Source organism: Phenylobacterium deserti, assembly GCF_003254705.1.
Classification (GTDB): Bacteria; Pseudomonadota; Alphaproteobacteria; order Caulobacterales; family Caulobacteraceae; genus Phenylobacterium; species Phenylobacterium deserti.
In genome coordinates, this window is record NZ_QFYR01000001.1 from 1,202,551 (window position 1) to 1,225,597 (window position 23,047).

At 68.1% G+C, this 23,047-nt stretch carries 24 protein-coding genes and 1 pseudogene; 14 read left to right on the forward strand and 11 right to left on the reverse strand.

All coding sequences use genetic code 11. The features are described from left to right. Position 1: 1 nt before the first annotated feature. The 4 genes and pseudogenes from DJ018_RS06030 to DJ018_RS06040 all read right to left on the reverse strand — a co-directional run bounded on the left by DJ018_RS06030 (position 2) and on the right by DJ018_RS06040 (position 4,269). Entirely contained in the window at positions 2-1,816 is a 1,815-nt protein-coding gene (locus tag DJ018_RS06030; RefSeq protein WP_111513947.1) for a CHASE3 domain-containing protein, read from the reverse strand. A gap of 125 nt (positions 1,817-1,941) precedes the next feature. Then, positions 1,942-3,039: a glycosyltransferase family 4 protein gene (locus DJ018_RS06035; protein WP_240609499.1), complete on the reverse strand. Its 1,098-nt coding sequence runs from the start codon at positions 3,037-3,039 to the stop codon at positions 1,942-1,944. 156 nt (positions 3,040-3,195) lie between these two features. After that, positions 3,196-3,387: pseudogene (locus DJ018_RS19535) on the reverse strand (TetR/AcrR family transcriptional regulator); the annotation flags it as partial. Between the two features lie 66 nt (positions 3,388-3,453). Next, the gene (locus DJ018_RS06040) at positions 3,454-4,269 is read right to left on the reverse strand and encodes a UDP-2,3-diacylglucosamine diphosphatase (protein WP_111513949.1); all 816 of its coding nucleotides are present in this window, start codon (positions 4,267-4,269) and stop codon (positions 3,454-3,456) included. Between the two features lie 150 nt (positions 4,270-4,419). Here DJ018_RS06040 and DJ018_RS06045 point away from each other — a divergent pair, with 150 nt between their 5' ends. Together DJ018_RS06045 and DJ018_RS06050 are read left to right on the forward strand one after the other, a co-directional pair. Further along, on the forward strand, positions 4,420-5,052 hold the full coding sequence (locus DJ018_RS06045) for a TetR/AcrR family transcriptional regulator (RefSeq protein WP_111513950.1): 633 nt from the start codon (positions 4,420-4,422) through the stop codon (positions 5,050-5,052). A gap of 136 nt (positions 5,053-5,188) precedes the next feature. Then, the gene (locus DJ018_RS06050) at positions 5,189-6,595 is read left to right on the forward strand and encodes an amino acid permease (RefSeq protein ID WP_111514696.1); all 1,407 of its coding nucleotides are present in this window, start codon (positions 5,189-5,191) and stop codon (positions 6,593-6,595) included. A gap of 3 nt (positions 6,596-6,598) precedes the next feature. Here the strand turns inward: DJ018_RS06050 and rfbA are convergent, their stop codons facing one another. Genes rfbA through rfbB form a run of 3 tightly spaced genes read right to left on the reverse strand, consistent with a single transcriptional unit; the run spans position 6,599 to position 9,437 of the window. Continuing rightward, the gene (gene rfbA / locus DJ018_RS06055) at positions 6,599-7,495 is read right to left on the reverse strand and encodes a glucose-1-phosphate thymidylyltransferase RfbA (RefSeq protein ID WP_111513951.1); all 897 of its coding nucleotides are present in this window, start codon (positions 7,493-7,495) and stop codon (positions 6,599-6,601) included. Then, complete coding sequence (rfbD, locus tag DJ018_RS06060; RefSeq protein ID WP_111513952.1) at positions 7,492-8,388, reverse strand: dTDP-4-dehydrorhamnose reductase; 897 nt, start codon at positions 8,386-8,388, stop codon at positions 7,492-7,494. Before rfbD ends, rfbA begins: the two co-directional genes overlap by 4 nt. After that, the gene (rfbB, locus tag DJ018_RS06065) at positions 8,385-9,437 is read right to left on the reverse strand and encodes a dTDP-glucose 4,6-dehydratase (protein WP_111513953.1); all 1,053 of its coding nucleotides are present in this window, start codon (positions 9,435-9,437) and stop codon (positions 8,385-8,387) included. The genes rfbD and rfbB overlap by 4 nt, the downstream gene beginning before the upstream one ends. A 229-nt stretch (positions 9,438-9,666) precedes the next feature. Between rfbB and DJ018_RS06070 the strand changes: the two genes are divergently transcribed. Next, entirely contained in the window at positions 9,667-11,187 is a 1,521-nt protein-coding gene (locus tag DJ018_RS06070) for an MATE family efflux transporter (RefSeq protein ID WP_111513954.1), read from the forward strand. Here the strand turns inward: DJ018_RS06070 and DJ018_RS06075 are convergent. Then, on the reverse strand, positions 11,168-12,394 hold the full coding sequence (locus DJ018_RS06075) for a serine hydrolase domain-containing protein (protein ID WP_111513955.1): 1,227 nt from the start codon (positions 12,392-12,394) through the stop codon (positions 11,168-11,170). The two genes, DJ018_RS06070 and DJ018_RS06075, sit on opposite strands and share 20 nt — an antisense overlap. Before the next feature lie 99 nt (positions 12,395-12,493). On the opposite strand from DJ018_RS06075, the gene DJ018_RS06080 reads away from it, so the two are divergent. The 5 genes from DJ018_RS06080 (at position 12,494) to DJ018_RS06100 (ending at position 17,741) form a co-directional block, all read left to right on the forward strand. Next, positions 12,494-13,075 carry an NADPH-dependent FMN reductase gene (locus DJ018_RS06080; protein ID WP_111513956.1) on the forward strand — a complete coding sequence of 194 codons (582 nt, stop codon included), beginning with the start codon at positions 12,494-12,496 and terminating at the stop codon, positions 13,073-13,075. Next, the gene (gene ribB / locus DJ018_RS06085; RefSeq protein ID WP_205853714.1) at positions 13,072-14,220 is read left to right on the forward strand and encodes a 3,4-dihydroxy-2-butanone-4-phosphate synthase; all 1,149 of its coding nucleotides are present in this window, start codon (positions 13,072-13,074) and stop codon (positions 14,218-14,220) included. Before DJ018_RS06080 ends, ribB begins: the two co-directional genes overlap by 4 nt. A 131-nt stretch (positions 14,221-14,351) precedes the next feature. Next, entirely contained in the window at positions 14,352-15,089 is a 738-nt protein-coding gene (locus DJ018_RS06090; protein WP_111513957.1) for a DUF72 domain-containing protein, read from the forward strand. A gap of 112 nt (positions 15,090-15,201) precedes the next feature. Beyond that, positions 15,202-16,947 (forward strand): M10 family metallopeptidase C-terminal domain-containing protein, encoded by a 1,746-nt coding sequence (locus tag DJ018_RS06095; RefSeq protein ID WP_111513958.1) that lies wholly within the window; start codon positions 15,202-15,204, stop codon positions 16,945-16,947. 125 nt (positions 16,948-17,072) lie between these two features. Further along, complete coding sequence (locus DJ018_RS06100) at positions 17,073-17,741, forward strand: DUF1013 domain-containing protein (RefSeq protein ID WP_111513959.1); 669 nt, start codon at positions 17,073-17,075, stop codon at positions 17,739-17,741. A gap of 54 nt (positions 17,742-17,795) precedes the next feature. On the opposite strand, the gene DJ018_RS06105 is transcribed toward DJ018_RS06100, so the two are convergent. Next, complete coding sequence (locus DJ018_RS06105) at positions 17,796-17,969, reverse strand: YdcH family protein (protein ID WP_111513960.1); 174 nt, start codon at positions 17,967-17,969, stop codon at positions 17,796-17,798. A gap of 129 nt (positions 17,970-18,098) precedes the next feature. Here DJ018_RS06105 and DJ018_RS06110 point away from each other — a divergent pair, with 129 nt between their 5' ends. The 3 genes from DJ018_RS06110 to DJ018_RS06120 are packed head-to-tail and all read left to right on the forward strand — an operon-like array spanning position 18,099 to position 19,370. Continuing rightward, positions 18,099-18,698 (forward strand): UbiX family flavin prenyltransferase, encoded by a 600-nt coding sequence (locus DJ018_RS06110; RefSeq protein ID WP_111513961.1) that lies wholly within the window; start codon positions 18,099-18,101, stop codon positions 18,696-18,698. Positions 18,699-18,701: 3 nt separating this feature from the next. Continuing rightward, complete coding sequence (locus DJ018_RS06115) at positions 18,702-19,142, forward strand: TIGR02444 family protein (protein ID WP_111513962.1); 441 nt, start codon at positions 18,702-18,704, stop codon at positions 19,140-19,142. A gap of 12 nt (positions 19,143-19,154) precedes the next feature. After that, on the forward strand, positions 19,155-19,370 hold the full coding sequence (locus DJ018_RS06120) for a YdcH family protein (RefSeq protein WP_111513963.1): 216 nt from the start codon (positions 19,155-19,157) through the stop codon (positions 19,368-19,370). Between the two features lie 6 nt (positions 19,371-19,376). Here the strand turns inward: DJ018_RS06120 and DJ018_RS06125 are convergent, their stop codons facing one another. Then, positions 19,377-20,099 (reverse strand): GGDEF domain-containing protein, encoded by a 723-nt coding sequence (locus DJ018_RS06125; protein ID WP_111513964.1) that lies wholly within the window; start codon positions 20,097-20,099, stop codon positions 19,377-19,379. A gap of 132 nt (positions 20,100-20,231) precedes the next feature. Here DJ018_RS06125 and purE point away from each other — a divergent pair, with 132 nt between their 5' ends. Together purE and DJ018_RS06135 are read left to right on the forward strand one after the other, a co-directional pair. After that, complete coding sequence (purE, locus tag DJ018_RS06130) at positions 20,232-20,723, forward strand: 5-(carboxyamino)imidazole ribonucleotide mutase (protein WP_111513965.1); 492 nt, start codon at positions 20,232-20,234, stop codon at positions 20,721-20,723. 4 nt (positions 20,724-20,727) lie between these two features. After that, on the forward strand, positions 20,728-21,810 hold the full coding sequence (locus DJ018_RS06135) for a 5-(carboxyamino)imidazole ribonucleotide synthase (protein WP_111513966.1): 1,083 nt from the start codon (positions 20,728-20,730) through the stop codon (positions 21,808-21,810). Positions 21,811-21,814: 4 nt separating this feature from the next. On the opposite strand, the gene DJ018_RS06140 is transcribed toward DJ018_RS06135, so the two are convergent. Next, positions 21,815-22,477, reverse strand: coding sequence for a COQ9 family protein (locus DJ018_RS06140; RefSeq protein ID WP_111514698.1), 663 nt, complete (start codon positions 22,475-22,477; stop codon positions 21,815-21,817). A gap of 200 nt (positions 22,478-22,677) precedes the next feature. Here DJ018_RS06140 and rpsU point away from each other — a divergent pair, with 200 nt between their 5' ends. After that, positions 22,678-22,911, forward strand: a complete 234-nt coding sequence (rpsU, locus tag DJ018_RS06145; protein WP_111275467.1) for a 30S ribosomal protein S21 — start codon at positions 22,678-22,680, stop codon at positions 22,909-22,911. Positions 22,912-23,047: the final 136 nt, after the last annotated feature.

Consider the following 23,047-nt stretch of genomic DNA (forward strand, 5'->3'; position numbering starts at 1 on the left):
TTCAGGCTGCAGCGCTGAGGGCCGACGCGGTCAGGATCTGCAGCAGGGCGTTCGGGCGGATCGGCTTCGCCAGGTGATCGTCAAAGCCGCGGGCGATGAAGCGCTCGCGATCGCCCGCCATGGCGTCGGCCGTGAGCGCCACCACCCGCACCTTCGGATCTCCGGCCTGGCCGGCGCGGATGGCCGCCAGAGCCTCCAGGCCGCCCATCACGGGCATGTTCACGTCCATCAGCACGAGATCCACCTGCGAGGCGCGCAGCATGGCCAGCGCCTCGCGCCCGTCGTTGGCCAGCAGCACTGAGGCGCCGATGGCCGTGAGCAGGGCCTCGATCACCGCCCGGTTGCTGGCGTTGTCGTCGACCGCCAGCACCCGAAGCGCGGGCGCCTCGACCACCGCCGGCTCCTCAGGCGCCGCCGGCGCCTCGGCAGGTTGCAGGCGGACCGAACCGAAGAAGGTCGACCCCAACCCCGCCTCGCTGCGGGCTTCCAGGTTCCCGCCCATCAGCCGGCACAGCCGCCGCGAGATCGAGAGCCCCAGGCCCGTTCCTCCGAAACGCCGGGTGGTAGACGCGTCGGCCTGGGCGAAGTCTTCGAAGAGCCGGCTCTGCTGCGCGCTCGTCATGCCCGCCCCGGTGTCGCTCACCTGAAAGCTGAGCCGCCCCTCGGCGTAGCTGATCAGCAGCCGAACCCCGCCCTGGCCTGTGAACTTCACCGCATTCGACAGCAGGTTGGTGAACACCTGGCGCAGCCGTGTCGGATCGCCGAGGGCCCAGTTCGGCGTCGCTTCCGCGACGACCAGAGTCAGGTCCAGGCCCTTCTCGGCCGCCGGGGCCGACCACAGCGCCACAACGCTTTCCAGAAGCTCGCGCAGCGGGAAGGCGATGGTTTCCACTTCAAGCTTGCCGGCCTCGATCTTCGATAGGTCCAAAATGTCGTTGAGGATGGTGAGCAGGCTGCGCCCCGAGGTGTCGATCACCTGCACATAGCCCCGCTGACGCTCGTCCAATCCGGTGGCGCCCAGAACGTGCGCCATGCCCAGCACGCCGTTGAGCGGGGTGCGCAACTCATGGCTCATCATGGCCAGGAAGCCGGACTTGGCGTCATTGGCGGCGTGCGCCTCGTCGCGGCTGCGGGCCAGGGCGGCTGCGGCCCGGGTGCTCGCCCGGATCAGCAGGACTGCGCCCGCCGCACCGGCGCAGAGCAGCCCGGCCAGGCAGGCCAGCAGCGCGGCCAGGGTCTGGTTCAGGCGCGCAGATGAGGCGCTGGAGCGCTGCAGCAGAACCGCAAGCTCTTCCGCTTCCTGCCGGTCCCACTCGCGCAGTCCCTTGCGCAGCCGGTCCATCACCTGCTTGCCGTGCCCCGTTCGGACAAGGGCCTGTGCCTCGGCGGTCCGGCCCTCGCGCCGCAGTTCGACCAGCCGCTCGGAGAACGCCAGCTTCTCGCCGCTCAGCTGCGCCAGCCGATCGAACGCGGCCCACTCGCTCGGCGTGACCGCCCCGCCGCGTAGGGTCATCAGCTGCGCCGGCAGTTCGCTGCGCGCTTCGTCGAAAGGCTCCAGGAAGATCGGATTGCCGCTGATCAGATAGCCGCGGACTCCGGTCTCCACGTCCTGAAGCAGGGAGAAGGTCCGCTGCATGTCCGCGCGCAGGATGTAGGACTGCTGGATGCTTTCGCGGATCTGCGCGTCATAGGCGCGCTGCTGCACGGCGACGCCGACTAGGGCGATGGTGGCGGCGGAGACCAGAGCTGCGCCGACACCGCAGGCGGTGCGCCAATGGCGTCCGATCCACCCGGCATTGCCGATCCGCCAGCCCATGTTCTCTCCCGTTGCTGCACTCCTCGTACAGCGTCAGGGCGCGGCAATGGTTAAGCTGTAGGCGGGCGTACTGTCGCAGGATCTATGGTGGCAGACATCCACATTCCCGCGATACGAGAGCGGCGTCAGGCGGCCTCGGGCCTGCGGCGGCGAACCCGGGCCAGCCGGCGCAGCCGACGCCAGAAGCGGGTCTTTTCCGGCTCCGGATACGGCTGAAGGTTGCGCACGAAATCCTCGGCGCAGGCTCGCCAGGAGAAGCGCTCAGCGAAGGTCCGCACGGCTTTTCGATCGAGCTTCAGGCACTCCAGGCAGGCCTCCCGCAGTCCCTCGGTGGCGCTGGCCGCCAGGACGCCGGCGCCGGAGTTCGGGATGATGTCGATGGGACCGGGCGCGGGATAGGCCGCCACCGGTGTCCCCGACGCCATGGCTTCCAGGATCACCAGGCCGAAGGTGTCGGTGAGGGAGGGGAACACGAAGACGTCGGCGCACTGATAGGCGGCCGACAGGTCCGCGCCCGATTTGGCGCCCGTGAACACCGCCTTGGGATACTTGGCCTTCAGTTCGTCGAACTGCGGGCCGGGGCCGACCACCACCTTGGTCCCGGGCAGGTCCAGGCCCAGGAACGCCTCAATGTTCTTCTCCACAGCCACGCGCCCGACGTAGAGGAAGATCGGCCGGGGCAAGCCCTCGAAGATGTCCGGCTCGTCCTCGCGCCGCGGATGGAACACCTCGGTGTCGACGCCGCGCGACCAGGCGCTGATGTTGCGGAAGCCGTGCTGGGTCAGCTCGTCCCGCATGGTGGGCGTGGCGACCATCAGCCGGCCGGACGGCTTGTGGAACCACTTCATATAGGCGTAGCCGGCCGCCAGCGGCAGCGGCAGGCGGGCCGAGACATATTCCGGGAAGCGGGTGTGGTAGCTGGTCGTGAAAGGCAGCTTCCATTCCACGCAGATGCGACGGGCGGCCAGGCCGATCGGCCCTTCGGTGGCGATGTGGATGGCTTCCGGCTCGAACCCCTTGAACCGCTCCTGCACCGGCTCGTAGACGCCGATCGCGACCTTGATCTCGGAGTAAGTCGGCAGCGGGAAGGTCTTGAACTGGCCGGGGTGGATCACCTCCACCGTGTGGCCCATCTCCCCCAGCTCCTTTACGACACGCGTCAGGGTGCGGACCACCCCGTTGACCTGTGGCTCCCAGGCGTCTGTGGCCAGCAGGATGCGCATCGGGCGGTGCACGTCGCGGGGGGCGTTGATCGCTTCGCGGATGCGGGGCAGGGCGCGGGCGGGCCGCGGACGATCCAGAGCGGGGCGGTCGGTCTGCGCCTTCTCGGCCGGCGTCACCGCCTGGCTCTGCATCCAGGACCAGAAGGCGCCCAGCAGCGCTTCTTTGGTCGGGAAGTAGCGATAGACGGTTCGCTCGCCCAGTCCGGCGTCCTTGGCCACCTCGGCGAAGCTGACGTCCTCCATCTGGCCCCGCTCGAGCTGGCGGGAGACGGCGCGCAGGATCTGCTCGCGGGTTTCTTCCCGCTGGCGGTCGCGTGCGGTGGAAGACGAGGCCGAGGGCGGTTTCATGGCAGGGGCACTGTCAACAATTAGCCACGCCTGTCAACGAACGGGGCGGCTCGCCACGCTTGCGGCTCAGGCGGCGAGCGGCTGCGGCAGCGCTTGGACCTCTTCAACGGCGCGGTCGATCACGGACCACGAGCGGAGCTTGGCCCACTCCAGGATCTCCAGCCGCCCGTCCGAGTGCTCGACCAGCGCAGTGCAGCTTTCCACCCAGTCGCCGTCGTTCACGTAGACGATGCCGTCAATGTCCCGCATCTCGGCCTTGTGGATGTGGCCACAGATCACCCCGTCCACCCCGCGGCGTCTGGCTTCGTCGGCCACCGCCTGCTCGAAGTTCTCGATAAAGTGCAGGGCGTTCTTCACGCGGGTCTTCAGGAAGGCCGAGAAGCTCCAGTAGCCGAAACCCAGTCGCCGGCGCAGGCGGTTGACCAAGGTGTTGGCGGACAGGATCGCGCGGTAGGACCAGTCGCCGACGAACGCCAGCCACTTGGCGTGCTGCACCACGCCGTCGAATTCGTCGCCGTGCGTGACCAGGAAGCGCCGGCCGTCAGCGGTTTCGTGGATCGCGTCGCGCGCGACCACCACCCCGCCGAAGTGAACGCCGATGAAGTCGCGGATCCGGTCGTCGTGGTTGCCGGGGACGTAGATCACCTCCACGCCCTTGCGCGCCAGGCGCAGGATCTTCTGAACCACGTCATTGTGGCTCTGCGGCCAGTACCAGCCGCTCTTCATCTTCCAGCCGTCGACGATGTCGCCGACCAGATACAGTTTGTCGCACTCAACTTGGCGAATGAAGTCGAGCAGCAACTCGGCTTGGCAGCCGCGCGTGCCCAAGTGCACGTCCGAGATGAAAATGCTGCGGTATTGGCGAACTCCGGCGTCGGTCACATCAGCCCCCAAAGCGCCTAGGATTTGAGCAGGCGGTAGGCTGATTGCGTGTCGCTTTCGTGAACCCCCCTTGCTTGGTTTTCAGCATCCCCCATTCTTTTGGTAGTATTTGATGAGACGACCCTCCCCGGTCCGTAAAAGTTGAGCTCAATGGACGCCCGCACCTATCCGGCGAAGGCGACGCCCAAGTCGCTGCGTACCCGCGCCCGGATCCTTGATGCCGCGATGCGGCTCTTTGCCGAGATCGGCTATCACGCCGCAACGAACGCGATGATCGCCGACGCCGCCCACCTGACCCGTGGGGCGATGCTTTACCATTTCGCCACCCGCGAGGAGTTGGTCGAGGCGGCGATCGCCCACATCGAGCTGGCGCGGGCGCGCCTGTTTGAGAAGGCGGCCTCGTCGACGCCGGCGCCTGGGGTGGACGCGTCCGACCACGCCATCGACGCCTACTGGGCCCTGCTGCACGAAATACCCTTCGTGGCCTTCGGTGAGCTGGAAGCAGCCGCCCGTACCGACCCCATGCTGCGCGAACGGTTGGCCAGCGCTCAGAGCGCGTTCGACCACGCTCAGGTGGGCGACCGGTTCGGCGCCATGGTGCAAGCCGGCGCCGATCCCCGCTTCCAGACCAGCCGCGACCTTGGTCGCTTCCTGCTGGAAGGTCTCGCCAAAGGCGCGATGACCTATGACGAGGAAGCTCGGCGCGAGCGCCTGCTGCGGGTGGTCAAGCGCGCCGTGCGGATGCTGAACCGCAAGGGCGACGTCCACGAGTTGCTGGACTAGCGCCAGGGTCTCGCAAGAAGCGCCCGCTCTTGGCGGGCGCCGTGCAACGCTGTTGCGGCCCACCCGCTGAAGTGAGGCTTGTCCGTGCGCGGATAGCCGGGCAATGGTTGCGCTCGTTTCAAAGAACGAGGGCCCGATGAGCTTCCTCACCCGCCGCAGACCCGTCGAAGCGCCGGTGCGCGCGCACGAGGGACACCAGCTCAAGGCGACGCTCAGCTGGTACCATCTGGTCGCCCTAGGTGTCGGCGCCATCATTGGCACCGGCATCTACACCCTGATCGGGATCGGCGCGGGTCAGGCAGGGCCCGCCGTGATCCTGTCCTTTGGCATCGCCGGCCTGGTCTGCGCCTTCGCGGCCCTCTGCTACGCCGAGATGGCCAGCATGATCCCGCAAGCGGGCAGCGCCTACACCTACACCTACGCCGGCATGGGCGAGACGGCGGCCTGGGGCGTCGGCTGGAGCCTGATCCTCGAATATACGGTGGTTTGCGCCGCCGTCGCCGTAGGCTGGTCCGGCTATGCCCAGGGCTTCCTTGAGGCGCGTGGCTGGGGTCTGCCCGAGGCCCTCGCCGCAGGTCCCGACGCGGGCGGGCTGATCAATCTGCCGGCCGTGTTCATCACCCTTGTGGTGACCGGGCTTCTGCTAGTCGGCACGCGCGAGAGCGCCACCGTCAACACCGTGCTGGTGGTGGTCAAGGTGTTGGCCCTCGTTGCTTTCGTGGCTCTGACCCTGCCGGCCTTCGACGCGGCCAACTTCCACCCCTTCATGCCGTTCGGCTTCCAGGCGCACGACGTTTCGGACGGAGCCAAGCAGGGGGTGATGGCCGCGGCGGCCGTGATCTTCTTCGCCTTCTATGGCTTCGATGCGATCTCAACGGCGGCGGAGGAAGCCAAGAACCCGGGTCGCGACCTGACCATTGGCGTACTGGGCTCCATGTTCGCCTGCGCGGCCATCTACATGCTGGTGGCGGCAGCGGCGCTGGGCGCCTCGCCGTTCGGCGTGTTCTCCAAGAGCGGCGAGCCGCTGGCCTTCATCCTGCGGGAGCTGGGCCACCCCACAGCGGCGGCCCTGATCGCCGGCGCGGCGATCGTGGCCCTGCCCACGGTGATCATGGCCTTCATGTTCGGGCAGAGCCGCGTGTTTTTCGCCATGTCGCGCGACGGCCTGATCCCCCGCGCCCTGTCGGCGGTGAACGGCCGCGGCGTGCCGGCGCGGGTGACCCTGTTCACCGGTGTTGTGGCTTCGGTCATCGCCGGCCTTCTTCCGCTGAAACTGATCACCGAACTGGCCAACGCCGGCACCCTGGCCGCCTTCATCGCCACGGCCATCGCCATGATGATCCTGCGCAAGCAGCGGCCGGAGCTCGCCCGGCCATTCCGGACGCCGGCCTGGCCGGTGGTCGGCGTGCTGGCGGTGGCGGGCTGCCTCTACCTGTTCTGGAGCTTGCCGAACCTGACCAAGGTGCTGTTCCTGGCGTGGAACGCGGTCGGCCTGGTGGTGTACCTGGCCTACGGGCGCACGAAGAGCCTGCTGGCGGGCTGAGAGCTACTCGCCCGCCTCATCCGCGCTCGGCGGCCGCTCGGCGAGCTGGCGCAGGTACTGGCCGTACTCGCTCTTGCCCTGCGCGGCGCCCAGGTTGGACAGCTGCTGGGCGTCGATCCAGCCGTTGCGATAGGCGATCTCTTCGATGCACCCGATCCGCAGGCCCTGGCGCTGCTCGAACGTACGGATCAGCTCGCCGGCCTGAATCAGGCTGTCGTGCGTCCCGGCGTCTTCCCACGCAAAGCCGCGGCCCAGCAGCTCCACGTGCAGCTCGCCTTGCTCGAGGTAGAGCTGGTTGAGCGAGGTGATCTCCAGCTCCCCCCGCGCAGAGCGGGTGAGGGTGCGGGCCAGCTGGCTCGCCCGACCGTCGTAGAAGTATAGCCCGGTCACCGCATAGTTGGACTTCGGCTTGGCGGGCTTCTCCTCGATGCCCAGCGCCCGGTTGTCGGGTCCGAGCTCGACCACGCCATAGCGTTCGGGATCCTGCACAGGATAGCCGAACACCGTGGCGCCGCTCTCGCGAGCGTGGGCGTTGCGCAGCATCTGGCCGAAGTTCTGGCCGAAGAAGATGTTGTCGCCCAGGATCAGCACGCTGGGCTCGCCGCCCACGAACTCCTCGCCCAGCAGGTAGGCTTCGGCGAGACCGCCAGGCGTCGGCTGGACCACATACTCGAAACGGACGCCGATCTGCGAGCCGTCCCCCAGCAGGCGCTTGAAGCTCGGCTGGTCGTCCGGGGTGGTGATGATCAGGATCTCGCGCACGCCCGCCAACAGCAGGACCGACAGCGGATAATAGATCATCGGCTTGTCGTAGACCGGCAGCAGCTGCTTGGACGTGGCCAAGGTTAGCGGGTGCAGGCGGGTGCCGGAGCCTCCGGCCAGGATGATGCCGCGCCTCATGCGGGAACTCCTTCAGCGGCGCGCATGCGCTGCACGACGTCGGCTAGGGCCACGTGCCAGGGCCGCAGCTGCTCGCCGCCGAACACGGTCTGCAGGCGCGTGGAATCAAGCTCGGCGTTCAGCGCCCGGCGCGCGGGCGTCGGGAAAGCGCTGGTGGGCACCGGCTCCATCGGCGGGGCGAGGCCAGCCAGCTCGAACAGGCGCTGGGCCATCTCGAAGCGGGTGGCGGGCTCGGGGCTGACCAAGTGCAGCAGGCCCCACTCAGGCGCGCCGGCGGGCGCGGCGGCCAGACGCGCGGCGTTGGCCAGCAGGAAGGTTGCGACGTCGCCTGACGCGGTCGGCCGCGCGCGCTGGTCGTCGACGACCTTCACCACCGGCTGGGTCTTCGCCAGCCGCAGCATGATCTGCACGAAGTTCTGGCCATAGGGCGAAAACAGCCAGGTGACCCGGCCGACCAGGGCTCGCTCGCAGTGCGCCAGCACCGCCTGCTCGCCCAGCAGCTTGGAGGCGCCGTAGACGTGCAGTGGCGCCGGCAGGTCCGTCTCCAGGTAGGGTCCGTCCTTGGCGCCCGAGAACACCATGTCCGTGGAGATGTGGACGAAGGGTGCGCCGCGTTCCTGGCACGCCTTGGCCATCGCTTCGGGCGCCCAGGCGTTCACCGCATAGGCGAGGTCCGGCTCGCTTTCGGCCTTGTCCACCACCGTGTACCCGGCGGCGTTGACCACCAGGTCTATGTCGCCGGCCTCGAGGATCGCCCGGCGCACGGCGTCGGCGTCTGTCAGGTCCACATCGGCGCGCGACAGGGCGGTGACTTCCACCGGCCCGCCCGCGCGGTCGAGCACCTCCCGGGCGAGCTGCCCGGTGGCCCCGAACTGCAGGATGCGGGTGGTCATGACGCCTTCACGAGGCCCAGGCGCTCGGAATGGAAGCCCTTCTCGCGGATGCGCTCCAGCCAGCCGCGGTTCTCCACGTACCAGCGGACGGTCTGCTCCAGCCCGTCGTCCAGCGGCATGCGCGGCGTCCAGCCGAGCTCGCTTTCCAGCTTCGAGGCGTCGATGGCGTAGCGGAAGTCGTGGCCCGGCCGGTCGGTCACGAAGGTGATCTTTTCGGCGTGGCTGGTGTTGGCGGGGAAGTACTTGTCGAGGTGGGCGCAGATCATCCGCACCACCTCGATGTTGCGCTTCGAAGCGTCGCCGCCGATGCAGTAGGTCTCGCCCAGCCGGCCTTTCTGCAGAACCAGCAGCAGGGCGTCGGCGTGGTCGTCCACGTGCAGCCAGTCGCGCACTTGCCGCCCGTCCCCATAGACCGGGATCGACTTGCCCTCCATCGCCCGGGTGATCACCGTCGGGATCAGCTTCTCAGGGAATTGGAACGGCCCGTAGTTGTTCGAGCAGTTGGTGATCACCACGGGGAAGCCGTAGGTCCGGCCCCAGGCGCGCACCAAGTGGTCCGAGGCCGCCTTGCTGGCGGAGTAGGGCGAGTTGGGATCGTAGGGCGTGGTTTCGCTGAACTCGCCGTCCTCGCCCAGGGCGCCGAACACCTCGTCGGTGGAGATGTGGTGGAAGCGGAACGCCGCCCTGCGGTCTTCCGGCAGGCTGTTCCAGTAGGCGCGGGCGGCCTCCAGCAGGATGCCGGTGCCCATCACGTTAGAGCGCACGAAGTCCAGCGGCCCTTCGATAGCGCGGTCGTTGTGGCTCTCGGCCGCCAGGTGCATCACCGCGTCCGGCTGGTGGCGCGCGAAGATCGCAGCCATCGCCTGAGCGTCGCAAACGTCCGCCTTCTCGAAGGCGTACGCCGGCGAGCTTTCCACGCTTTGGACGTTCTCGAGATTGGCGGAGTAGGTGAGGGCGTCCAGGTTGACCACCTGATGCCCGTCGGCGATCGCGCGGCGGACCACTGCCGATCCGATAAAGCCGGCGCCGCCCGTAATGAGGATCTTCATACGGCCTTTCTACAGCCCTTTGGCGGCGCAGAAGCCGCAGTGAACCACCCGTCCCAGCGCCGTCTTACAACGAAACGCTGCAGGCTCAAGGTCTTGGGGTTGCAGCAAGGCGGGCCCTTGAAGCGCAGCCGTGGTGGCGCTCTACATGGGCGCAGGGGCGGCCCGACCGGAACGATCCGGCGGGCGAGGGGCTTGTGACGCCTGACCCGGCAGGTGGCGGAGCGGATCCTTGGAAGCCAGCAGCAGCGGAAAAACCGAGCCGCGTCCGGCGGGTCCCAAGCCCAAGCGCGACCTGACCACCGGCCCGATCGGCCGGACGCTGATCATCTTCTCCCTGCCGGTGCTGGGCTCGAACATCCTCCAGTCGCTGAATGGAACGGCCAACGCCATCTGGGTCAGCCACACCCTGGGCCCGGTGGCCCTCACCGCCACCTCCAACGCCAACCAGGTTTTCTTCCTGATGCTGGGGGCGGTGTTCGGCATCACCATGGCCTCCAACATCCTGATCGGCCAGGCGATGGGCGCGCGGGACATCACGCTGGCACGGCGGATTGTCGGCACATCGACGACGTTCTTCGTCAGTCTGGCGATTACTGTCGGCGTTCTGGGGGTTCTGCTCACCCCTCACATCCTTGACGCCATGGGCACGCCCCCGGACGCACGGGCCGAAGCGATCACCTATCTGCGGGTGATCTTCGCGGCCATGCCGTTCATCTACTTCTTCTCGTATCTGATGATGGCCCAGCGGGGGACGGGCGACAGCCGCACGCCCTTCTACTTCTCGCTGATGAACGTCGCCCTCGACGTCACCTTCAATCCGCTGCTGATCACCGGCTGGGGGCCGTTCCCGCGCATGGGGATCGCCGGCTCCGCCACCTCCACCCTGATCGCTCAGACGGTGACCCTCGCGGTCATGCTGGTCTACCTGAACCGCACTCGGTCGATCCTGGTGATCAAGCCCAGCGAGTGGCGCCTGCTGAAGCCCGACTTCGGCATCGTCCGAACCATGGTCGTCAAAGGCTTGCCGATGGGCGCCCAGATGATCGTGGTGTCCCTGGCGGCGGTGACCATGATGGGCCTGGTCAACGGCTACGGCTCGGACACCGCCGCGGCCTACGGGGCCGCCCTGCAGCTTTGGACCTATGTCCAGATGCCTGCCATGGCGCTGGGCGCCGCCGTCTCCTCCATGGCCGCCCAGAACGTCGGCGCGGGCCGGATGGATCGGGTGGAGAAGGTGGCCCGCGCCGGAGCCATGTACGCCATCCTGTTCACGGGCGTGCCGATCCTGCTGATCCTGCTGCTGGAGCGGTTCGTGCTGCACGCCTTTCTGCCGCCGGGCAGCGCCTCGATCCCCATCGCCGCCCACATCAACAGCCTGGCGCTGTGGAGCTTCGTGCCCTTTGGCGTGGCCTTCGTCTTCTCCGGCGTGATCCGCGCCACCGGCGTAGTCTGGCCGCCGCTGCTGGCCATCGTGATCTCGCTGTGGGGCGTGCGGGTGCCCTTCGCTAACCTGATGATGCCGCACTGGGGCGCGGACGCGGTGTGGATCAGCTTCCCCGTGGGCAGCACCGCCACCCTGCTGCTGGCCGGCAGCTACTACCTTTGGGGCGGCTGGCGAAAAGCGCGGATTCTCAAGCCGACGGTTCCGCAAGGCGCCCAGCCCGACACGGGCATGAGCCCGCCCGACGGGGCGGAGGAAAGCGAGACCCGCGCCCAGGCCGCCGGCGTTCTCAAGCCTGCGGGTCGGTAAGGGCCTGGTAGACCAGGGTGCGCATGTCGCGCCGCACCTGAGTGGACGACGACGGCATCAGCTGGGTCATGAACACCGCCGTCACCTGCTCCACCGGATCGATCCAGAAGCCGGTTGAGGCCATCCCGCCCCAATAGAACTCACCCGCGCTGGAGGGCAGGAGCGTGCGGTGCGGCTCAAAGGCCACGGCAAAGCCCAGTCCGAAACCCACCCCGGCGTTGGTGCTTTCCGAAAACAGCGAACGCGACAGCTCCGTCAGGTCCCGCCCGCCCGGCAGGTGATTGACCCGCATCAGCCGCACCGTGCTGGGGCTGAGAATGCGCGCCCCGTCCAGCTCTCCGCCGCGCAGGAGCATGTTGCAGAACCGCAGGTAGTCGGCGGCGGTGGAAACGAGGCCGCCGCCGCCGGAAAGCAGAGTGGGCGGCGAAAGGAACGGGCTGCGATCCGCGGGCTCCTGCAGCTCCAGCCCGCCGCCGGCTTTTGCCTGGTAGCAGGAGGCGAAGCGCGGACGCTGGTCTTCCCGAACGAAGAAGCCTGTGTCGACCATCTTCAACGGCTCGAAGATCCGCTCTCGCAGCACCTCGTCCAGCGGCTTGCCGGCCACCGTCTGCACCAGATAGCCGACCACGTCGGTCGCCACGGAGTAGTTCCAGGCCTCCCCCGGCGTGAACTCCAGCGGCAGCTCCGCCAGGGCGTCCACGAACCCCTCCAGGTCGTAGCCGCCGAACATGTGCTCCAGCTTCAGCTGCCTGTAGGCGGCGTCCACCGGCGTCTGCTCCTGGAAGCCATAGGTCAGCCCGGCGGTGTGGCGCAGCAGGTCGACGACCTGCATGGGGGCGGCCAGCGGCGTGGTGTGGAAGTTCCCCGTCTGACCCGACGCATAGACGCCCAGCTTCTCCCAGGCGGGGATGTAGCGGGTCACCGGATCATTCAGGGCGATGCGCCCCTCTTCCACCAGGCTCATCAGGGCGACGGAGGTCACCGGCTTGGTCATGGAATAGATGCGAAAGACCGCATCGGACGGCAGCGGCGTTTCGCGCTCCAGATCCAGCTTGCCGAGGCTTGTCTGGTAGGCGAGCTCGCCGCGCCTGGCGACCAGCAGTTGGGCGCAGGGCAGCCGGCCCGGCTCCAGGTAGCGTTCCTGCAGGAACCGCTCGATCCGCTGCAGCCGCTCGGGCGAGAAGCCAAGGGACGTGGCCGTGCTCATGCGTTCGATCCTTCCGGTGGTCCTGCCCTAGCGGCATCTAGGCGCGCCGCGCACCTCGACCTATAGGGGAAGGGTCCTTTCCGGAGAACCGGCCCGCGCATGAGCTCTTCCCCCAAACGTCCCCTGATCGTCGGCATCGGCGGAACCATTCGGCCGGGCTCGATCAGCGAGAGGGCGCTGGTGTGCAGCTTGCAGGCCGCCGAGGCCAAGGGCGCCGAGACCCGCCTCCTGGGCGGCGAATTCCTGGGCGCTCTGCCGATCTTCGATCCGCGCCCGGGCGAGCTGTCGGCCGCTCAGCGCGAGCTCGCCGACGCGGTGCGCGGCGCCGACGGCGTGATCGTGGCGACCCCCGGTTATCACGGCTCCCTCTCCGGTCTGATCAAGAACGCCTTGGATACGCTGGAGGTGACGCGCAAAGACCCCGCGCCTTACTTCCAGGGCCGACCGGTCGGGACCATCGTCACCGCCGATGGCTGGCAGGCGGCGGGCACGACCTTGAGCGCGCTGCGGGCGATCATACATGCCCTGCGTGGCTGGCCGACGCCGTTCGGCGCAGCCCTGAACGCGAGCACGGACCTGTTCGACCCTGAAGGCGCCTGCCGCGATCCCAAGGACCGCTGGCAGCTCGCCACCGTGGCCGAGCAGGTGATGGAGTTCGCCCATATGCGAGCGGCCCAATGACCCGACCCTATCTCGTCCCGAACGGCCAGGCGCCGAAGGAGGATGACGTGACCTCCGCCATCTCGCCCATCGAAGAGATCATCGAGGACGCCCGCAACGGCCGCCCCTACATCCTGGTCGACGCCGAGGATCGCGAGAACGAGGGGGATGTGATCATCCCCGCCCAGTTCGCCACGCCCGAGCAGATCAACTTCATGGCCAAGCACGCGCGCGGCCTCATCTGCCTGTCCATCACCGCCGAACGTGCGCGGCAGCTGCGCCTGCCGCCCATGGCCATGGACAACCAGTCTGGTCACGGCACCGCCTTCACCGTGTCGATCGAGGCGCGCGAGGGCGTGACGACCGGCATTTCCGCCCACGACCGGGCGCACACCATCGCCGTGGCGGTGGATCCGACCAAGAACGCTGATGACGTGGTCTCTCCCGGCCACGTCTTCCCGCTGGTCGCCAAGGACGGCGGCGTTCTGGTTCGCGCCGGCCACACGGAAGCCGCCGTCGACATCAGCCGCATGGCCGGCCTGAACCCGGCCGGGGTGATCTGCGAGATCATGAAGGACGACGGGTCCATGGCGCGCCTGCCGGACCTTGTGGCCTTCGCCCAGCTGCACGGCATGAAGATCGGCACCATCGCCGACCTGATCGCCTACCGCCGCCGCACCGAGCGGCAGGTGGAGCGGGTTGTGGAGCGGCCTTTCGAGAGCGCCTACGGCGGCAAGTTCCGGATGGTCATCTACCGCAACGTTCTCGACCAGACCGAACACGTGGTGCTGGCCAAGGGTCGCATCGATCCCGACAAGCCGACGCTCGTGCGCATGCACCGGGTGGACCTGGCCGCCGACATGCTGGGCGAGGTCGAGGACCGCAAGGACTACGTCCCGCGCGCGCTCAAGGCGATCAGCGACTACGAGGGCGCGGGCGTGGCGGTGTTCATCCGCGATCCCAACCCGCACTGGCTGTCCGAACGCTATGGCGCGAAGGCCGAGGACGGGGCGCACAGCGACAACATCCTGCGCGACTACGGCATCGGTGCGCAGATCCTGCTCGACCTCGGCGTCCGCGACATGCAGCTGCTGACCAGCTCCCAGACCGTGCTGCCCGGCTCCGGCGGCTACGGCCTGAAGATCGTCGGTCGCGTTCCCCTTTGAAAAGTTGCTCCCCTTCGGGGGGGGCTGTCGCGCTACGGGTAAGGGGCGGCAGCCCATGTTTGCGCCTGTGGCGTCCGTGGTCCGCCTCCGCAGGCGCAGGAACTTGAGCCGCGCCACCGCGTAAGCTGCGCATGAGCCAACTGCGCATCGGCTGTTCGGGCTGGGTCTACAAAGACTGGAAGGGTCCCTTCTATCCGCCAGAGACCAAGGACAAGGACCGGCTCGCCTACTACGCCACGCGTTTCGACACCGCCGAGATCAACGCCAGCTTCTATCGCCTGCCGTCGGAAGCCATGGTGGCGGGCTGGGCCGAACGAGCGCCGCAAGGCTTCACCTACGCCTGGAAGGTCAGCCGTTTCATCACCCATAACAAGAAGCTCAAGGACGCGGCCGAAGCGGTCGAGCTGGTTTTCGGGCGTATGCAGCCCCTGGGCGAGCACTATGGGCCCGCGTTGATCCAGCTGCCCCCGCAGCTTCGACGCAATGACGATCGCCTGGCCCAGTTCCTGAGCCTGCTGCCCAAGGGGCGCCGGCACACCGTCGAGTTCCGGCACGAGAGCTGGTACGACCCCGCCGTGTTCGCGATCCTCGCCGACCATGACGCGGCGCTCTGCATCTCCGACCACCATTCCGCCCCCTCGCCGTGGGAGGTGACCGCCTCGTGGGTCTATGTGCGCGGCCACGGGCCGGGCGGCCGCTACTTCGGGCGCTATCCCGACGAGGAGCTCACAGGGTGGGCTCGCCAGATCGAGGCTTGGCGCCAGCAGGGGCGGGACGTCTACGCCTACTTCGACAATGACATCAAAAGCGCTGCGCCCTTTGACGCCGAAACCCTTATGCGGTTGGCGGGCGCACAGCCCTATGGTTGAGCTCAAGCTTCGCTGAACGCCTGCGGTGAACCGTCGCAACTTGTGGTGATTGCCGCTCCACCAGCCCAATCTTTAAAGGAATTGAACAGGATGGTGAGGGTAGGGTTCTCGAATGCTGCAGTTCTCTCACGCGTCCGCCTTCGCCAGCTCCGATGAGGACGCTGCTCGCTGCAGCTGTGCCGTGTGCCGCGGCGCGGTCACGGTGGTCGAGGCCGATCCCCGCATCTCCAGCGGCCTCGCTGAAGGACCGCAAGCCTATCTGAACGCCGATGCGCGGGACTCCATCGGTCCGAACGGCAAGCCCAGCTATTCTATCTCGGAAGCCGCCAGTCAGATCGTGCGCCACGAACCGGGTTGGTCGTCGGCCCTGGGCGTGGGCTACACCGTCACCTACGCCTTCCGGGCGAACGAGCCGACGACCATGCCCTCGGACGTCACCGGCTTTTCGCGCTTCAACGCCGCCCAGATCGCCCAGGCCGAGCTCGCGCTGAAGGCGTGGGCCGACGTGGCCAACATCAAGTTCACACGCGTGGGCTCCGGGACCAGCGGCGAGGCCGCCTATTCCGACAGCGCCAGCATCCTGTTCGCCAACTATTCTAAGGGCGAGGATGGGGCCTCGGCTTTCGCCTACAACCCCGGCAACCCGGGCCACGGTAGCCCTTCCGGCGACGTCTGGATCAACAGCTCGCTGGGCTACAACCTCAATCCGGGCGGGCTGAACTATGGCGCGCAAGTGCTGCTGCACGAGACCGGCCACGCCATCGGCCTGGCTCACCCGTCCGAGTACAATGCGGGCAAGGACGCCACCATCACCTACAGCGGGCAGGCGGACTATTATGAGGACAGCCGCCAGTACACCGTGATGAGCTACTTCAGCGAGACCAACACGGGGGCCAGCTTCGGCGGCGCCTATGCGGCCTCGCCCCTGCTGGACGATATCGCTGCGGCCCAGCTCGAGTACGGAGCCAATCTTTCGAGCCGCACCGGCGACACGATCTACGGCTTCAATTCAACGGCCGAGCGGCCCTGGTTTGCGATCAGCGGCTCGACCAGCAAGGCGATCTTTGCGGTTTGGGACGCGGGCGGCAAGGACACCCTGGACTTCTCCGGCTACTACCAGAACCAGACCATCGACCTGCGGGAAGGCTTCTTCTCCGACGTCGGCGGGCTGAAGGGCAATGTCGCCATCGCGGTCGGCGCCCGGATCGAGGGCGCGCGCGGCGGCTCCGGCGCGGACGTGATCCACGGCAACGCGCTGAGCAACGAGATCTTCGGCGGCGCCGGCAACGACCGGATCGACGGTGGGCCAAATGGCTCCAACCTGCTCTGGGGCGATGACGGCGCCGACACCATCACCGGCGGCTCAGGCTTCGACAACATCAACGGCAACAAGGGCGCCGATCTGGCCCATGGCGGCCTGGGTGACGACTGGGTCTCCGGCGGCCAGGACAACGACTACATCTATGGGGACGAGGGCGCCGACGTCGTTCTCGGCAACATGGGGAACGACACCTGCGAGGGCGGCGTCGGCGCGGACACCGTGCGGGGCGGGCAGCACGACGACATCCTCTATGGCCAGGACGGAGACGACTGGCTCTCGGGCGACCGCGGCAGCGACACCATCACGGGCGGCGCTGGCGCGGACATCTTCCACAGCTTCAGCGGCGCGGGGATCGACCGCGTCACCGACTTCAGCCTGGCTCAGGGCGACCGGATCCTGCTGGACGCCGGCACGCCCTGGTCCGTGGCGCAGGTCGGGTCCGATACGGTGATCAGCCTGGGCGAGCCGGGCGACCAGATCATCCTCGTGGGGGTGCAGAGCTCGACCCTCTCCGGAGGCTGGATCTTCAGCGCCTGACGAAGGGCCGCGGGCGGGATTGGCACAATCCCGTTTTCAGCCGGCCGGATACGGCCTATATCGAAGGTTCACACCGCCCGGCCGAAAGGCCGGGCGCCTTCATTTCCGACAACCGGAAAATCGCTATGACGACCGACATCCTGATGCCGAAGGCGACCGCCGTCTGGCTGGTGGACAACACTTCGCTCACCTTCGAACAGATCGCCGAGTTCTGCGGCCTGCACCCGCTGGAAGTGCGCGGCATCGCCGACGGCGAAGTGGCGCGCGACATCCGCGGCGCCGACCCGATCGCCAACGGCCAGCTGTCTCGCGACGAACTGGACCGCGCCGAAAAGGACAGCGGCTACCACATGAAGGCGCAGAAGAGCCGCCACGCCGAGCTGCTGAAGCCGGTGAAAAAGGCGCCCCGCTACACCCCGGTGTCGCGTCGTCAGGACCGTCCAGACGCCATCGCCTGGTTCCTGCGCAACCACCCGGAAGTGCCGGACAGCCAGATCGCTCGCCTGCTGGGCACCACCAAGGCGACCATCGACTCCATCCGCAACCGCACCCACTGGAACTCGGCCAACATCAAGCCGGTCGATCCCGTGACCCTGGGCCTCGTGGCTCAGCTGGAGCTGGATGCGGTGGTGCGCAAGGCCGCTGAGAAGCGCGCCAAGAGCGGCGACGTAGATGGCCCGACCCTCCGTCCGGCCTCTGAAGTCGGCACCTATGAGGATGTGGAGGTCGAGGACGACGCCGCTGCCCTGTTCGGGGACGGCGACGACAACGGCGACGAGCGCGCCGAGGACTAGTCTAAGGTCCGGATACCAGAAGGGCGGGGAGGCTTGGCTTCCCCGCCCTCTTCTTTAGTGAACTCGGCTTCGCAAGCTCTCCATCTCTTCCTTGAGTTTGAGCTTCTGTCGCTTGAGGTCCTTCAGTCTGAGGTCATCGGCGTGCGGCCGCCGCATTTCGTCTTCGATGGCGCGTTCGAGGTTCTGGTGGCGAGATCCGAGTTCCCGGATCCGAGCTTCCACGGCCATGACGATCTGTCTCCTCGCTGCTGGGAAGTTCGGAAGTGAACATCCGCTTTTCCCAGCTGTCAGTTCACATATGTTTGCAGGCGGCGAAGCTGATGCGGCGCCTTGAAACTGGGCGTTGAGATCCTCCCCATGCCAATCGAAGAGCGTTCCAGACTGGTGGTGGGCATCTCCGGCGCCTCCGGCGTGGCCTATGGCCTGAGGGTGCTGGACGCCTGCCGCGAGCTGGGCGTCGAAAGCCATCTGGTGGTCAGCCGCTCGGCGGCGCTGACCCTCACCCAGGAAGCGGGCCTGAGCCTGGCCGACGCACACGCGCGCGGCGACGTCGGCTACAAGGCGTCCGACGTGGGGGCCGCCATCGCCTCCGGCTCATTCCGCACGCTCGGCATGATCGTGGCGCCCTGTTCGGTGCGCACCATGAGCGAGATCGCCACGGGCGTGACCTCCACCCTCCTCACCCGCGCCGCCGACGTCACCCTGAAGGAGCGCCGGCCGCTGGTGCTTATGGTGCGCGAGACGCCCCTGCACTTAGGCCATCTGCGCACCATGGTCCGCCTCGCTGAGATGGGCGCGATCATCGCCCCACCGCTGCCGGCCATGTACGCCAGGCCCGCCTCCATCGAGGAGATGATCGACCAGTCCGTCGGCCGGGCGCTCGACCTCTTCGGCCTCGACTGGCGCCCCGTGAAGCGCTGGGGTCAGGAAATCGGCCCCCAACCGGGCGAAGGCTGAGCAATGCGCCTTTGGGACTGGGCGGTGGGCGCCTATGGCCGGCCGGGCGTGGCCGACGCCTGCCTCAACCTGCAGGACGCGCACGGCCAAAACACCTGCCTGCTGCTTTGGGCCGTCTGGGCGGGCGCGACGCCCCACACCGCAGCGCCCGCGGCCGAGTTGGCCCGGGCCTGGGATGCGGCCGCCGTTACGCCGCTCCGCGACGTTCGCCGCGCCTTGAAATCGAGCTTTCCACCCGTGGCCGACGAGGAGCGCGAGCGCTTGCGCAACGCGGTCAAGGCTGCGGAATTACAGTCCGAGCGCCTGCTGCTTGAGGCCTTGGAAAGGCTTTGCCCGCAAAGCTCGGGCGCTGCGCCGCTGGACGCCCTGGTCGCCGCCTCGGCGGCCTGGGGCGCGCCTGCGCCGCAGCCGGCGCTGGCTGCTTTAGCCGCCGCCTTGCAGTAGGATCGCGCCGCGATGGACGACCAAGTTTACCTGGATGAAGACGCGCTGCGCGCCCGGCTCGCCGAGCTGAAGCAGGACCATGCCGACATGGACGCCGCCGTCCAGGCCATCGCCCTGTCGCCCTTGCCCGACATGCTGCTGATCGGCCGCCTGAAGCGCAAGAAGCTGGCGATGAAGGACGAGATCAGCCGCATCGAAGAGATGCTGACCCCCGACATCATCGCCTGACGCGCACTAGCCGCGCGCCGCCTGCCGCTGGCGCTTGCGCTCATACATGGCCCGGTCCGCCCGGTGGACGATCTCGTCCGGCTCCAGCCCCGGCGTGATCTCGCACACGCCCCAGGACAGCTGCAGATGGGCCAACCCCTCGCCCACCTTCGCCGGTTGGGCCTCGATTGACGCAGCCAGGCTTGCCGCCTTGCCCTCAGCCAGGTTCCGGTCGGCCTGCACAAGGATCACCGCGAACTCGTCGCCGCCCATGCGGCCGACCACGTCGCTGTCGCGCACGCTCGCGCTCAGCCGCTCGGCCACCGCCGTCAGCGCCGCATCGCCCGCCGCATGCCCCAGCCGGTCGTTGACCCCCTTCAGCCCGTCGAGGTCGAAGTAGACCAGGCTCGCCGCCGCCTCGTAGCGCCCGACGAACGCCCGGATCCGGCCAAGCTCGCGCATCAGCGCCCGCCGGTTCAGCACCGGCGTCAGCGCGTCGCGATCAGCCATGCCCTCCGCTTCGGCGAGCTGCGCCTTCAGCCGCGCCACCTCGGCCCGCAACTCGTCGATTTCGGTCAGCAGCGTCTGCAGCGCTCCCTGCACCTGCGGCGTCAGGTCGGCCGGTCCAAGTCCCAGAAAGGCGGTGGTGTCCTGGCTGGGCGCCGCGCCCCGCGCGGGCGCGCCGGCCTTTGCGGCCGCACGACGCCGCGTGGCCGAAAAAGGCTCCGTGCGCGCGCCGGTGATCTTCATGCAGCTGGCCCGAAGAAGAATCGCCCTGATCGCAAGGGCGTTAACTGAGCCTAGCATGCTGGTTGCGGGCGCAAAGACGGCGCCTATACTCCGCGCCCTTCCGGGCCAGGCCCGCTGGGGGAAGACGAACACATGAGCCTCGCCGCGCCCGTCGCCATTATCATGGGCAGCCGGTCCGACTGGCCCGTCCTGCGCCACGCCGCCGAGATGCTGGAACAGCTGGGCGTCCACTACGACGCCAAGGTGGTGTCCGCCCACCGCACGCCCGACCGCATGTACGAGTTCGCGAAAGGCGCGAAGGCCGCGGGTGTGAAGGTGATCATCGCCGGCGCGGGCGGGGCCGCCCACCTGCCGGGCATGACCGCCTCGCTCACCGACCTGCCCGTGCTGGGCGTGCCCATTGAGTCCAAGGCGCTGAAGGGCATGGATTCCTTGCTTTCCATCGTTCAGATGCCCGCCGGCATCCCCGTCGGAACCCTCGCCATCGGCGAGGCGGGCGCCAAAAACGCCGGCATCATGGCCGCCAAGATCCTGGCCCTGTCCGACGCCGCCGTCGCGGAGCGGGTGGCCGCCTTCACCGAACGCCAGACCGCCAGCGTCGCTGAGACGGTCGAGGACGCCTGACCCCATGGCCCAATTGCCGCTGACGCCCGGCTCGACGATCGGGATCCTGGGAGGCGGCCAGCTGGGCCGCATGCTGGCGGAGGCCGCCTCGCGCCTGGGCTTCGATGTGGTGGTGCTGGAGCGCGACGCCGACTCCCCCGCCGGCCGCGTCACCAAGAAGACCCTGGTCGCCCCTTATGACGATCCCGAGGCGCTGAAGGCCCTCGCCGGCGAGGCCAGCGTCGTCACCTTCGAGTTCGAGAACGTCCCCGCCAGCTCCGTCGAAGTGCTTGCCGGCCTGGGCGTCGAGGTGGCCCCGGGTCCCAAGGCGCTGGCCGTGGCTCAGGATCGGGTCGCGGAAAAGACCTTCCTCAACGCAGAGGGCGTCGCCACCGTCGCCTTCGCCGCCGCCGACAGCCCGGAGACCGCGGTCGAAGCCGTGGCTGCCATCGGCACCCCCTGCCTGATGAAGACCCGCCGCGAAGGCTATGACGGCAAGGGCCAGCAGTGGATCCGCCGCGGCGACGACGCTGCCGAGGTGTTCCGCGCCCTGGGCGGCAAGCCCGTCATCGTCGAGGCGCCCGCCGACTTTGTCCGCGAGCTTTCGGTGATCGCCGCCCGCGGTCGCGACGGCGCGACGGCCGTCTATCCTCTGGCCGAGAACCATCACGAAAGCGGCGTCCTGCGCCGCTCCATCGCCCCGGCCAGGGTCAGCGTCGCCACCGCCGACCAAGCCGAGCGCATCGCCGCGAAGGTGCTGGCGGGCCTGGGCTACGTGGGCGTGATTGGGATCGAGCTGTTCGAGCTCGCCGACGGGACCTTGCTGGTCAACGAGATTGCGCCCCGGGTGCACAACACCGGCCACTGGACGCAGGACGGCTGCGAGGTCGACCAGTTCGAGCAGCACATCCGCGCGGTCGCCGGCTGGCCTCTGGGCCCCACCGCGCCCATCGCGCGGGTCGAGATGGTCAATCTGCTTGGCGAGGAGGTGGACGCCTGGCCGCAGTACGCCGGCGAGCCGCACACCCGCCTGCACCTTTACGGCAAGCGGGAGGCCAAGCCCGGCCGCAAGATGGCGCACATCAACCGGGTCAGCCCGCTGGGCTAAGGCCTCAGCGCGCCCCGTAGCGCATCCGGCCCAGCGCGCCTGCGACGCTGGACATCAGGTCCGTGGGGCGGAAGGCGCTGGTCGCTTTCCACTTCTCGAACTTCATGACGTCTTCGATCCGCCGGTCCACGAAGGCCAGGGCGTCGGCGCGGCCGCCGGTCAGCCGGATGGCCAGGGCGCTGGTCAGGATGCCGGCCAGGATGACCCGCTTGGAGTAGTGGTTCTCGTCGGTGGCGACGTCTCCGGCCCAGCGCCAAAGGACGTCAGCGCTTTCCCAGGCCAGCTTGCCGGCCAGTCCCAGGTGCTGGGGCAGGGCCAGATACCCGACCCAGCGACGGGTGGCGGACTCGTCGCCGGCCGCGGCGTCCAGTCGCGCTTCCACCGCCCGGCGGATGCGCTCGCGGATCTTCAGGCTGGCAGGATCGACTTCGCCCAGGATCAGCATGGCCCGTTGGTCGTGCCGACGCGACAGCAGGGCCGCGAGATCCGCCGGCCCGTGCGGCAGCACCAGCTCCGTCTCGCCGTCGGAAAAGCCTTCCGCCTTGCCGGCCAGCCGCACCATGCGCCAGGTCCAGCCCTCGATGTGGGCCATCTTCAGCGCGCGCTCCAGCAGGCGCTGCTCGGCCTGGGCGGCCCAATCGTCGGTGGCGTTCGCCGTCTCGGTCATGTGAACCATTCTAGCGCGTGCGGATTGCGACGTCTCGGCGTGGACATGCCCCCCGCCTTCTGGTATTTCGCCGCCCCTAAACCCGTAGGCACGCGCCTTCGGGATTTGAATTCATTGTCCGTACCTACTGTTCGCTCGCCGCCGCCCCAAAGCAGGGACCACGGGGCCGGGCGGCGAAGCGACCAACAGGAGAGAGACCCCTGGTTCAGATTTTTGTCCGCGACAACAACGTCGACCAAGCCCTCAAGGCGCTCAAGAAGAAGATGCAGCGCGAGGGCTCGTTCCGCGAAATGAAGCGGCACGTCCACTACGAGAAGCCGTCTGAAAAGCGCGCTCGTCAAAAGGCCGAAGCCGTGCGCCGTGCGCGCAAGCTGGCCCGCAAGCGCGCCCAGCGTGAAGGCCTGATCGCCGCGCCGAAGAAGCCGAGCCGGTAAGGTCACGCTGGATCGCTGCGATCCAGTGCCTATGTTGAAGGCCGCGCCCGCAAAGGCGCGGCCTTTTGCATTCCACGGTCAAGGCGCGGTCTTCGGTCGCGCATTGTCGGGGGTTGGTGGTGGAACGCTGGTGGGC

What these genes read in the sequence shown, in the direction of transcription:
- purE (WP_111513965.1), top strand. Translation starts at nt 20,232, where the DNA reads ATGAGCCTCGCCGCGCCCGTCGCCATTATCATGGGCAGCCGGTCCGAC.
- rfbA (WP_111513951.1), bottom strand. Translation starts at nt 7,495, where the DNA reads ATGAGGCGCGGCATCATCCTGGCCGGAGGCTCCGGCACCCGCCTGCAC.
- DJ018_RS06090 (WP_111513957.1), top strand. Translation starts at nt 14,352, where the DNA reads ATGAGCCAACTGCGCATCGGCTGTTCGGGCTGGGTCTACAAAGACTGG.
- rfbB (WP_111513953.1), bottom strand. Translation starts at nt 9,437, where the DNA reads ATGAAGATCCTCATTACGGGCGGCGCCGGCTTTATCGGATCGGCAGTG.
- DJ018_RS06095 (WP_111513958.1), top strand. Translation starts at nt 15,202, where the DNA reads ATGCTGCAGTTCTCTCACGCGTCCGCCTTCGCCAGCTCCGATGAGGAC.
- DJ018_RS06045 (WP_111513950.1), top strand. Translation starts at nt 4,420, where the DNA reads ATGGACGCCCGCACCTATCCGGCGAAGGCGACGCCCAAGTCGCTGCGT.
- DJ018_RS06120 (WP_111513963.1), top strand. Translation starts at nt 19,155, where the DNA reads ATGGACGACCAAGTTTACCTGGATGAAGACGCGCTGCGCGCCCGGCTC.
- DJ018_RS06140 (WP_111514698.1), bottom strand. Translation starts at nt 22,477, where the DNA reads ATGACCGAGACGGCGAACGCCACCGACGATTGGGCCGCCCAGGCCGAG.
- DJ018_RS06035 (WP_240609499.1), bottom strand. Translation starts at nt 3,039, where the DNA reads ATGCGCATCCTGCTGGCCACAGACGCCTGGGAGCCACAGGTCAACGGG.
- DJ018_RS06080 (WP_111513956.1), top strand. Translation starts at nt 12,494, where the DNA reads ATGAGCTCTTCCCCCAAACGTCCCCTGATCGTCGGCATCGGCGGAACC.
- DJ018_RS06105 (WP_111513960.1), bottom strand. Translation starts at nt 17,969, where the DNA reads ATGGCCGTGGAAGCTCGGATCCGGGAACTCGGATCTCGCCACCAGAAC.
- DJ018_RS06125 (WP_111513964.1), bottom strand. Translation starts at nt 20,099, where the DNA reads ATGAAGATCACCGGCGCGCGCACGGAGCCTTTTTCGGCCACGCGGCGT.
- DJ018_RS06100 (WP_111513959.1), top strand. Translation starts at nt 17,073, where the DNA reads ATGACGACCGACATCCTGATGCCGAAGGCGACCGCCGTCTGGCTGGTG.
- DJ018_RS06135 (WP_111513966.1), top strand. Translation starts at nt 20,728, where the DNA reads ATGGCCCAATTGCCGCTGACGCCCGGCTCGACGATCGGGATCCTGGGA.
- DJ018_RS06115 (WP_111513962.1), top strand. Translation starts at nt 18,702, where the DNA reads ATGCGCCTTTGGGACTGGGCGGTGGGCGCCTATGGCCGGCCGGGCGTG.
- ribB (WP_205853714.1), top strand. Translation starts at nt 13,072, where the DNA reads ATGACCCGACCCTATCTCGTCCCGAACGGCCAGGCGCCGAAGGAGGAT.
- rfbD (WP_111513952.1), bottom strand. Translation starts at nt 8,388, where the DNA reads ATGACCACCCGCATCCTGCAGTTCGGGGCCACCGGGCAGCTCGCCCGG.
- DJ018_RS06110 (WP_111513961.1), top strand. Translation starts at nt 18,099, where the DNA reads ATGCCAATCGAAGAGCGTTCCAGACTGGTGGTGGGCATCTCCGGCGCC.
- DJ018_RS06075 (WP_111513955.1), bottom strand. Translation starts at nt 12,394, where the DNA reads ATGAGCACGGCCACGTCCCTTGGCTTCTCGCCCGAGCGGCTGCAGCGG.
- DJ018_RS06030 (WP_111513947.1), bottom strand. Translation starts at nt 1,816, where the DNA reads ATGGGCTGGCGGATCGGCAATGCCGGGTGGATCGGACGCCATTGGCGC.
- DJ018_RS06050 (WP_111514696.1), top strand. Translation starts at nt 5,189, where the DNA reads ATGAGCTTCCTCACCCGCCGCAGACCCGTCGAAGCGCCGGTGCGCGCG.